Origin of the sequence: Streptomyces cynarae, assembly GCF_025642135.1 — a bacterium.
Classification (GTDB): domain Bacteria; phylum Actinomycetota; class Actinomycetes; order Streptomycetales; family Streptomycetaceae; genus Streptomyces; species Streptomyces cynarae.
Genome location: NZ_CP106794.1, coordinates 67411 through 77794 on the forward strand (window position 1 = coordinate 67411; position 10384 = coordinate 77794).

Annotated in this window: 7 protein-coding genes; 1 reads left to right on the forward strand and 6 read right to left on the reverse strand. The window is 67.7% G+C overall.

The window, feature by feature from the left end; all coding sequences use genetic code 11:
- The 5 genes from N8I84_RS41380 to N8I84_RS41400 all read right to left on the reverse strand — a co-directional run bounded on the left by N8I84_RS41380 (position 1) and on the right by N8I84_RS41400 (position 8510).
- Positions 1 to 1119: a cytochrome P450 gene (locus tag N8I84_RS41380; protein ID WP_263235134.1), complete on the reverse strand. Its 1119-nt coding sequence runs from the start codon at positions 1117 to 1119 to the stop codon at positions 1 to 3.
- Positions 1120 to 1193: 74 nt separating this feature from the next.
- Positions 1194 to 2357 (reverse strand): pyridoxal phosphate-dependent aminotransferase, encoded by a 1164-nt coding sequence (locus tag N8I84_RS41385; protein ID WP_263235135.1) that lies wholly within the window; start codon positions 2355 to 2357, stop codon positions 1194 to 1196.
- 108 nt (positions 2358 to 2465) lie between these two features.
- Positions 2466 to 3074 (reverse strand): LOG family protein, encoded by a 609-nt coding sequence (locus tag N8I84_RS41390; protein ID WP_263235137.1) that lies wholly within the window; start codon positions 3072 to 3074, stop codon positions 2466 to 2468.
- A 481-nt stretch (positions 3075 to 3555) separates the two neighbouring features.
- Positions 3556 to 6423 (reverse strand): AfsR/SARP family transcriptional regulator, encoded by a 2868-nt coding sequence (locus N8I84_RS41395; protein WP_263235139.1) that lies wholly within the window; start codon positions 6421 to 6423, stop codon positions 3556 to 3558.
- A gap of 560 nt (positions 6424 to 6983) precedes the next feature.
- Positions 6984 to 8510: an amino acid adenylation domain-containing protein gene (locus tag N8I84_RS41400; protein WP_263235141.1), complete on the reverse strand. Its 1527-nt coding sequence runs from the start codon at positions 8508 to 8510 to the stop codon at positions 6984 to 6986.
- A 435-nt stretch (positions 8511 to 8945) separates the two neighbouring features.
- Between N8I84_RS41400 and N8I84_RS41405 the strand changes: the two genes are divergently transcribed.
- Positions 8946 to 9302: a hypothetical protein gene (locus N8I84_RS41405; RefSeq protein WP_263235142.1), complete on the forward strand. Its 357-nt coding sequence runs from the start codon at positions 8946 to 8948 to the stop codon at positions 9300 to 9302.
- A 479-nt stretch (positions 9303 to 9781) separates the two neighbouring features.
- Here N8I84_RS41405 and N8I84_RS41410 read toward each other — a convergent pair whose 3' ends face one another.
- Positions 9782 to 10384: an LOG family protein gene (locus tag N8I84_RS41410; RefSeq protein WP_263235143.1), complete on the reverse strand. Its 603-nt coding sequence runs from the start codon at positions 10382 to 10384 to the stop codon at positions 9782 to 9784.

Here is a 10384-nt window from a genome sequence, read left to right on the forward strand (position 1 = left end):
CTACCACTCGACCAGCAGCCGTGACAGGCCGCGAGTAACCAGACCGTCCTTCCAGACCACTGCGTCGCGTCCGGTGGCCAGTTGCAGAGCAGGAAAACGGCCGAGGAGTCGTTCGAGGACGATCTGCACCTGAAGCCTGGCGAGGGGAGCGCCGAGGCACCTGTGAACGCCGTGGCCGAAGGTGAGGTGGACGGCGTCGCGGCCATCGGCCGAAAGACTTTCCGGCTCTGCGAACACCGTTCCGTCACGGTTGCCATGGAGCAGCGAGACCATGACGCCCTCTCCCGGCTGCACGGTGACGTCGCCGAGCGGAACCGGCTCCACCGCCACGCGCGGAAAGCTCAGCGGTGTCGCCGGGTTCAACCGCAGCGTCTCCTCGACCGTCGAGGCGAGCGCCTGCGGGTTGCGCCGCACGTCGGCGAGCGTTCCGGGGGCCGAGAGCAGCGAGAGAACCGTGAGACCGATCTGGCCGACCGTGGTCTCGTAGCCGGCCATCAGCAGAGTGAGGCCCAGCGTGAGCAGTTCCCCCATCGTCAGGGCACCCCGGTCATGGGTCTCGATTAGCGCGGTCAGCAGGTCGTCCTGCGGTTGCTGCCGCTTCCGTTCGATCAGCTCCTCCATGTAGTCCACCAGCTCGAGCCGACGGCGCGACTTCTCGCCGGGAGTGCTCGCAGAGATGTCGAAGAGGACCTCGACCCAACCCCGGAACCGGCTGGCGTCCTCCGGGGGGACGCCCAGCAGCGAGCACAGCACGGCTAGCGGCAAGGGGGCGGCAAGCTGCTCGATCAGGTCGGCCTCCGGCCCGGCTGCTGCCAGCGCATCGAGCTGCTGATCGACCAGCCGCCCGACGGTCGGGGCCATTTCGGACACTCGGCCCGTAGTGAAGGCGCCGGCCACAATGCGGCGGAGCCTGGTGTGCTCGGCCCCGTCCATGCTCATCATGGAGTTGGGGACGGGCTGTGCGTCATTGAGCTTCGGCGCGTGCGCCGTGACGGCATGGGCCCGGCTGAACCTCTTGTCGGAGAGCACACTGCGGCCCAGCGGGTAGGAGCGAACGAGCCACATAGTGTCGCCTGTCGGCGTGATCACCGGCGCGACATCCTGTGTGCCGTGTGCCATGAAGGGGGGGAGGGGGCCGAGCCGTGGCTGCTGGTCCTGGCAGTCCTGGACACTCTCCCCGGTCTCTGCGGGCATCACACTCCCCCCATCCGGCGCTGTGCCTCGCGCAGCGTCTCGATCTTCCGGTTGAATGCGATGCGGACGTATTGCGCGCCCTGCCTGGGGTCGGAGAAGAACGAGCTCCCGGGGACGATGAGGACACCAGAACGGTCCAGCAGTTCACGGACGAACGCCCCGCATTCCTGACGCCCTTCGGTCAGGCGGCTGATGTCCGCGAACAAGAAGCAGCCGCCTTCGACGGGTGAGAACTCCATGCCAACGGCGCTGAAGATCTCCTGCGCCACATCGCGCTTACGGTTCATCTCGCGCGTCACCACGGGCAGACCCGAGGTGAGGGCCGCCCGCCCGGCGGCCACCTGGAGCGGGGCTGCCGTGCCGTTGGTCGTCAGTTCGTGCACGCGCCGCAGCGCGACCGTGCGTTCTCGGTCCGCCCGCAGGAATCCCAGGCGCCATCCGCTGACAGCGTGACTCTTGGACAGCGAGCCGACGACGACGGAGCGGTCGGCAAGTCCGGGCACCTCCGTGACCGAGACATGGCGTCGCCCGTCGAAGGTGAAGTCGCGGTAGACCTCGTCGCAGATGACGACGACGTCCCAGCGTTCACACAGGTCGGCGATCTCTTCCAGCTCCCTGCGGCTCAGCACCCGCCCGGTGGGGTTGCCGGGGGTGTTCAGGACGATGGCGCGGGTCCGGTCGTTGAACGCCGCTGCCAGGTCCTCTGGCTGGAACCGCCAATCGGGGGCGTGGAGGGGCACGAACCGGGGCCTGGCACCCGCCAGGTTGACCGCCGCGGTGATCTGCTCGTAGCCGGGTGACAGCAGGACGACCTCGTCGCCGGGATCCACCGTGGCGAGCAGTGCGACGTGCAGCGCTTCGGTGGCACCCGTGGTGACGGTGATCTCGGTCACGGGATCCGCACCGTCGCCGAGCATGTCGGCGATGCGCTCCCTTAAGAGTGCTTCACCCGCAGGATGTTCGTACTGGTTGTGGCCGGCGAGCATCGCTCCGCTGGCTTCCGCGATCAGGCCCGCGGAGATCTCCGGGTAGCCGGGGGTGCCGACTGCAAGGTCCACAGCGCCGCCGCCACGGGCCATTACCAGCAGTTCGGTCAGGCTGTTACCCGTCAGAGCCGAGGCCCGTGCCGACACGGCAGGAGAGTGTGTCGGGTACATGGTCATGGCCGATCCTCCGCAAGCTGAATGGTGCGACGCGATGAGGGAGTCCGTGCGCGGGAAAGCAGCCAGGGGCCTGGCGGGCGGGCTGTCCCTGGCCCGAACCCGGGGGGGTTACCGCTCGTCGCAGCGCCCCGACATCTTCTCCACGGCGGCGATGGCCGCAGCCGGATCACCGGCGATCTCGAACGGGGCGGGCGCGAAGTCCCGGATGAACCCGCGATGCTGGACCGCCGCCAAGGTGCGCGACAGCGGCGCCCAGAAGTCGTCGACGTCGAGCAGAACGAGGGGCCGCGGACGCTGGCCGAGGTAGTTCAGCGACACCACTTCGATAACCTCGTCCAGCGTTCCATAGCCCCCGGGGAGTGCGAGGAACACATCGGCCCTCTCGAGCATGACCCGCTTGCGTTCGAACATGTCGTTCGTCACGAGCAGCTCCTGCTCAGGGGCCACGTCGTCGCGCTCGAGTTCCCGCAGGAAGCGGGGGATGACTCCGGTGACCAACGCCCCGTGCCGCTGGGCTGCGCGGGCCACCGCACCCATCACACCGACTCCGCCGGCACCGTAGACCAGCCGGTGGCCACGGACGCCGAGGAGCGCGCCCACTTCCTCGGCGCACTCGACGACCCGCGGCGAGTGGCCTGGCCGCGCACCGCAGAAGACCGCCACCGACAGTCCGGCACTATGTGCGGTCGCCGTCCCGAATCCCGTTCCGTCCGCCATAGAGGCCTCTCGTTGCCGAAGAGCAGCCGGACGGCTCTCCGCAGGAGCACCGTCCGGGTGCCGGATGTGGTTGCGGCATCATGCTCACCGGACTGCTATTCCGGGCCTATTGCAGGGCGATCAACTCCCTATCCAGTCGGGGCCGCGACGTGAGCCCGGTGCTGCCGTTCCCGCCGATAGCGGGCCGATGGCATGTAGAAGGCCATGTCCATATGCTCCAGGAACGGCCCACGCCCCACCCCCGGCCAGACTGGTGAAGGAGATGGAAGAAATGATGAAGGATCCGGCAGGAACGTCCGTCCCCGTCGACGCCCGTCCGAAGATCGCGACGTTCGCTACGGATCCGGTATGCGGCACGATGAGCACAGCGACCGACGACACGCCATGGGGGCCGACGCCCCAGACGTGACCGAGCCGATGCGGAACGGCTGCGGACGGGTTGCAGGCCGCTCGGTGACGGCCGAGCGGCCCGCAACCCGGTTCAGGACACCCGTGCGAGCAGGGCGCTAAACCGCGCGGACGTCTCGGTGTCACCGCTGCCCGAGATGACCCGGAGCGCCTGTTCAAGGAGGGCCCTCGCTCGCTGGTGCTGCCCCTGGGCCAGATACACCTCGGCCAGACCTCCCTTGGCCAGGGCAGCGTCCTGGAGGCTCCCGGTGGTGTCTGCGACGGACAGCGCACTCTGGAAGCAACGGGCCGCCTCAGCCAGGTTTCCCAACACGAGGTGGGCCCTGCCCAGGCCTCGCTGGACGTACCCCTCGCCTTCCTGGTCCGCCTGGGTCCGCACGATGGCCAGCGCCTTGCGGAAGTATCCCAGTGACCGTTCCGCGTGGCCCCGGACCAGTTGGAGCTCGCCCAGCCGGAAGAGCACCTGACACGTCACCCGAGGATTGCCCACGTCCTGGCACGTGCGCAGCGCCGCGGTCAGCTGTTGTTCCGCCATGGCCAGATCGCCTCTGGACACGTGGATCTGGGCGGTGTTGCACCAGACGTGCGCCCGCCCGACGGGGTCACCCACTTCGAGGAACAGGTCTGCCGCGTGTTCGTACTCGCGCAACGCCTTGTCCAGGCTTCCCTGGATGTGCCAGGTCAGCGCGATGTTCCGCGCGGACAGGGCCATCCCGCCGACGTCGCACAGCTCCTCGAAGAGGGAGCGGGCCTTCTCGAGGTAGGGCAGGGCCTTTTCCACGTTGCGTTGCGAGAGGTAGAGCGAGCCGAGGGAACACCGCGTCGCGGCCTCCCCCCGGACGTTACCGGTGCGCAGGACGAGATTCAGCGCCGTCTCGTGGGTGTCCTTCCAGTCGTCGTGGTAGCGGCGCACCTCGAACAGGGTCACCAGAGCCACCGCCAGGTCCCAGCAGGCCTCGTCGAACCCGTACTCGCCTGCCACAGCGATCGCGGCGAGCAGCCCGGAGCGCTCCCCGTCCATCCAGCCGAGCGGATCCGTCACTACCTGCCCGACGACGTCGCGGGGCGGCTCCCACCGCGGCGACTGCCCGCGCACCAGCGTGAAGTCGCCCCCGTACAGCTGGCGGTGAGCTTCGTCGACGAGCGCGAGCCACGCTCCGGTTACGTGGCGTACTGCGTCGCGCCGCTCAGCCTGGGTGAGCTGGGAGGCGGTTTCCTTGAGGAAGAGCCGGATTAGGTTGTGGATCCGGTACCGGGGGTGGTCGGTCGGCTCCGCCTCGACGGGGGTGAGGAGCTGGCAGGCAGCCGCCTCGTCCATGAGGTCGTGCGCTTCTTCCGTGCCGAGACCCGTCACCGCTCCGGCCATCCAGCCGGGGATCGTCTCCATGTCGAAGAGGCTCAGCTTGCTAAGCAGCCGGCGCAGTGGGGGGTGCAGTGCGTCATAGGTCGAAGCGATGGTGGTACGGACCGCCTGATTGCCGTGCACCAACTCGTCGAGTCGGCGCCGGTCGTCGTACATGCGGTGCGCAATGAACGACACAGTCCTGTGCGGCGCCGCCGCAAGCCGTGTGCCGACGATGCTCAGGGCCAGCGGCAGACCGTCGGCGATGCGGACGACTTCGGCGACCGCGTCCGGTTCGGCCTGGATCCGTTTGTCCCCAATGAAGCGCCTGAGGAGCTCGACGGCCTGCGGCCCACTGAGGACGTCCAGCCGGACGTCCTGCAACGTCGGGATACCCGGCTGCGACCGTCGGCTCGTGATGAGGACGGCGCAGTTGTGGCCTCCTGGGAGCAGCGGCCTGATCTGCGCCTCGTCGGCGGCGTCGTCAAGGACGACCAACATCTCCCGGTCGGCGACGCAGCTGCGGAACATCGCGGCCCGCTCGTCCACGCCTTCCGGGATGTTCGAGGGAAGCACTCCCAGCGTGCGCAGGAAGTGGTCAAGGACACGTGCCGCGGCCACAGAGGACGGTTCGCTGCCGTGCAGGTCGTAGTAGAGCTGGCCATCGGTGAAGTGCTCCTGCACCACCTGATGGGCGACGTGAACGGCGAGCGACGTCTTGCCGACCCCGCCCTGGCCGTAGACGTTGACCGAGCGGGTGCCCGGATGGCCGGATTCCGGCTTGCCGACCAGCACTGCTCCGAGCTTCTCGACGATGTCGTCCCGTCCAACGAAGTGGCCGGACCGCGGGGGAAGCTGCCGCGGGACTGCTGGGCCTCGCGCCTGCGTGTAGGCGGGAATGAGCTCCGGTGCATCGTTGAGGATCTCTTTCTCAAGTCGCTGCAGTTCGGCCGACGGCTCAAGGCCGAGGTCTTCGAGCATGCGGCCACGGCCCTCCCGGTACACCTGGAGCGCGTCGGTCCGCCGGCCGGCCCGGTGCAACGCCAGCATGAGCTGACCGCGGAGCTTCTCTCGCAGAGGATTCTCCGACACATGGCTCGTCAGCTCCGAAAGCAGGTTGCGCTCGCGCCCACGCAGCAGTTCCACGTCGATGCAGTCCTCCAGCACAGTGAGCCTTTCCTCGTTCAGAGCCACCGCCTTCCTGCGGAGCACGTCGCTGTCCAGACCGCTGAGGGCTGGTCCCCGCCAGAGACTCAAAGCGCTGCGATAGCTTCGCACCGCCCCTTCAAAATGGCCCGCGTCGCACGCCGCCCGTGCCTCCGACACGAGGCGTGAGAAGTCGTCGACGTCCCGCTGCCCTGGTTCCAGGACCAACGAATAGCCGAAGGGGTGGGTCTTGAGCGCGTCCCCCATGCCGACGTCAGCCAGGAGCCGGCGTGCGGCCGACACACAGATCTGCACCTGACTCCGGACCGTAACCGGCGGGTCTTCGCCCCACACGACGTCGATGATGTCTTCAATGCTCACGATCTCGCCAGCTCTGCACACCAGCGCGGCAAGTAAGAGTCTCGGCCTCCGTGGTTTCATCTCCGCGTTCACGGCCCCAGTTGTGATCTCGAATCGTCCGAGAAGGGCGAAGTAGGCACCCCCGCCACCGTTGTGCCTTCGCAAGTTCATGACGCTCCGTCGGTTCCTCTTATCCCTATCGGATGACCTCGTCAAGACACCATCCGGCGCCTGGCCTCCATGGCCGGATTACGAACGCTGAGGCGGGCATCGCTGGCCCTCTAGTGCGAAGTACACGGCCAGAATCCGCCGTTGATCGGCGCTGCGCGAAACCGCTTTGATACGCTTCCACCCTCACCCTTCCCCTTCCATCCTGGAATGGAGTTGCACGCGCCCTCACATGGCAAGCACTTCAGGGAGTAGCAGCATCGCACGAACCGATGGAAGGCCAACCAGAGCACACCCAGTATCTACGCCTGTTGATCACAGTGTCCCCGGCGAAACGTCCCGTAGAGTCGATGGATCACGCCATAATCGATCTCGCGCCTGCGGCGGCAACGCAATCAGCGCCAGTCATTAAGACCTGGCGCTGTGCGGGGAGCGCAACGTCGTCCAGCGGAACGTGCCCCACCCGAAGGGCGGAGTTCTGTGTTTCAGCCGATCAGTGCGGCGAGCCCCTCGCGGTCCAGCTTGCCGTTCCGGTTCACCGGCAACTGGCCGACAAAGGTGTACGAGACGGGGACCATGTAATCGGGCAGCTTCAAGGCAAGTTCCGCCCTGAGGGCGGCCGGAGACAGCCGGGATCCGCCGTCCGCCACCACACAGGCGACCAGTTGCCTCTCACCAGCCTTCTCGACAACGGCCACAGCACCGGCTCGCACCCCTGCGCACAGTCCCAGGGCCGCCTCGATCTCGCCGAGCTCGATCCGGAAGCCCCGGATCTTGACCTGCTGGTCGATCCGCCCAAGGTACTCCAGCGCGCCGTCCGGCCGCCATCGGGCGAGGTCTCCCGTACGGTACATCCGCCCGCCGGCCGGACCGTACGGGTCGGGGAGGAAACGCTCGGCCGTCAGCCCAGCGCGTCCCACGTAGCCCCTGGCCAGCCCGAGGCCCGATAGGAACAGCTCGCCGGACTCTCCCACTGCGACGGGCTGGAGCTCCTGGTTGAGCACGTGCACCCGGGTGTTCCAGATCGGCCGTCCAATGGGCACCGTGGCCGGGTCCTGCTGTTCCGTGCAGTTCCACCAGGTCACGTCGATCGCCGCTTCGGTGGGTCCGTACAGGTTGAACAGCGGGACGCCGAGCACGGACCGGAATCTGGTACGCAGGGTCGGCGTGAGGGCCTCCCCGCTGCACACAACGCGCCGTAGTCCCCGAGCCTCCCTCACGGTGGGTTCCTCGAGGAACACCCTGAGCATCGACGGCACGAAATGCGCCGTCGTCACGCGTTCCTCCCGGATGAGGCGAACCAGATACCGGGGGTCCTTGTGCCCTCCAGGAGCGGCAACCACCATCGTTGCCCCGGCCGACAACGGCCAGAGCAGCTCCCACAGGGACACGTCGAAGCCGATGGGGGTCTTGTGGAGGACGCGGTCCTGGCCAGTGAGGCCGAACGCCGACTGCATCCAGAGTATTCGGTTGACGAGCCCTCCATGGGAGTTCACCACCGCCTTGGGAGCACCCGTCGAGCCGGACGTGAAGATGACCGTCGCCGCCCCCAGTGAGGTGAGCGCACCGCCCCGGTCGATGTCGGTGAGTTCCCCTCCGGGCAACGCGGACACGTCCGCGGCCGTGCCGGGGTCGTCCAGCAGCACCAGCGGCGGCACCCCCTGGGGGAACCTGGCTGCGGCACGGCCCAGGGTCAGCACCATCGTCGGCCGCGCATCCGACAGCATGCGGATCGTGCGAGAGGGCGGGTTCTCGGGGCCGAGCGGTAGGTAGGCCGCGCCTGCCTTCAGCACGGCGAGGACCGCTTCGACCAAGTACAGCGACCGCGGCAGCGCGACCGCCACCGACCTCTCCGGCCCTGCTCCCAGTGCGACGAGGTGACGTGCCAGCCGGTTCGCCCGCCGGTCGAGCTCGGCGTAGGTCAGCGTGACTCCCTCGAAGATAACCGCCGGGGCGGTCGGAGTCCTGGCCACGTGCTCCGCGAAGAGCATCGGAAGGACAAGCTCCGGCAAGGGATGCACCGTGTCGTTCCATTCCTTCGGCACCCGCGCCCCCCGGGGCACCGCCTCGGGCGGCCGGAATACGTCCGTGCCGTCCTCCGTGAGGGAAGGGTGCGCCATTCCCGGGGTGCTCGGCTGCATCATGCCGTCCTACCTTCTGGAGTGCGCCCCGGGAGTTCGCGACTCTGGGTTCGCGCGAGCGGGGCATGGATGGTGTTCATGCTTGCTGCCCTTGGTGGTTCAGGTGGCTGTTCACCAGGCCCCGCCACTTCTTCCGGTCCTCTGCTTTCGCTCTGCGAACCATTGCTTGGTAGGGCGAGGACGGGCGGGAGGAGTTGCGCCAGGCGTCGTTCTAGGAGGGGGGCAATCACCGTGTCCGCCACGGCGAGGTTCGACATCACCAAGGACATCAATCGGATCGCGGTCACCGACGACCGCGGCTAGCAATTGACCAGCCGCCGGGTCGACAACGACCCCGAGGCCGTCGAGGAGGCCATCATCGATCTCGTGGCCGTCCAGGCCGAACTCGCCGTCGGGCCAGAGCTGATAGGCAGCGTCGCCGCCCTGCTGCCCGCGATGCTGCTGGCCGAAGGCTTCCCTGTGGTCCACGTCCCCGGCCCGGCCGTCAACCGTGCCCCACCTGGCATTCCGGGGGCGGTGAGAACAAGTCCGATCCCAGCGACGTCAAGGTCATCGCCAAACAGGTCATGCTCCGCGACGACCTGCGGACGGTGGGAACTGCCGGACGGTGCCGCCGCCGAGCTGCGGCTGCTGGTGTCACCTCGGCACGCGCACAACACGTGAGCCTGCCCGAAGAGCGTTGCACCGCTGCGCCTCATCAGGGAACTCGCCACCGACCTCCTGACCGGCAAGGACCGCCTCCAGACTCTGGAGGCCAAGATCAAGGAACTGGTCGACGCCCACCCTGACACCCGCCTGACGGCGGCCTTCATCGCCCTGGTCAGCGACTAGCGGCACTTTGCTGACGGCGACGCCTTGGCCGGCGCCGGTCTCGCCCAGTCCGGCAGGATCCGCTACTCGCGCAGTGCCCTGGGCGGCAACAGGGCCCTCAAACAGGTCTTGTGCCAGTCCGCCTTCTGCGCGATCCGCCGTGATCTGACCCTCCGCGCCATCCGCGACCGCAAAAAGAGCGAAGGTAGGCGATACCGTAAAGCCCTGATTGCCCCGGCACGACGCCGCGTCAACGTCATCTACGTGATACTCCGCGACCACCGGCCCTAGGAAGCCCGCTCGCAACTTCGTCTCGTGGAGTGACTTCAGCACTAGGCAGCCGCCTTGTCCTCGACCATCTCTACGGCTTCCTGGGCGGTGTAGGCGAGTGCGAACAGTGAAGTGTCGCCCACCGCAAAGCCCCGCTGCCGGATTCCGCTGATGAGGTCCCGGAACTGCTCCCAGAGGCCTCCCGAGTCGAGCAGCACCAAGGGTTTGTCGTGCAGCCCGTGCTGAGCCCGTGCCGCTACCTCGACGATGCCGTCCAGGGTCCCATAGCCGCCGGGCAGGCCGATGAAGGCATCGGCACTCGACATCATCCGCAGCTTTCGGTCGGTCAAGTCCTTCGTGAGCATCAGCGTCTGCGCCGGGGCTCCCGCGGTGTGCTCGCGTTCGTTGAGGAAGGCGGGCAGCACTCCCATGATCGATCCACCGGCGCGCGAGACCCCTCGGGCCACGGCGCCCATCAACCCGCTGCCGCCCGCGCCGTAGACGAGTAAGTGGCCTCGGCCTGCGATATGAGCGCCGAGTTCCCCGGCGAGCCGTTGCGTCGCCGCGTCGGCTCCCGATTCGACGTCGCAGAAGACGCAGATGGCCAGCGGTTTCGAAGCTCGCGCCTGATGCTGATCGGACCAATTCTTTGACATCGAAAGCAT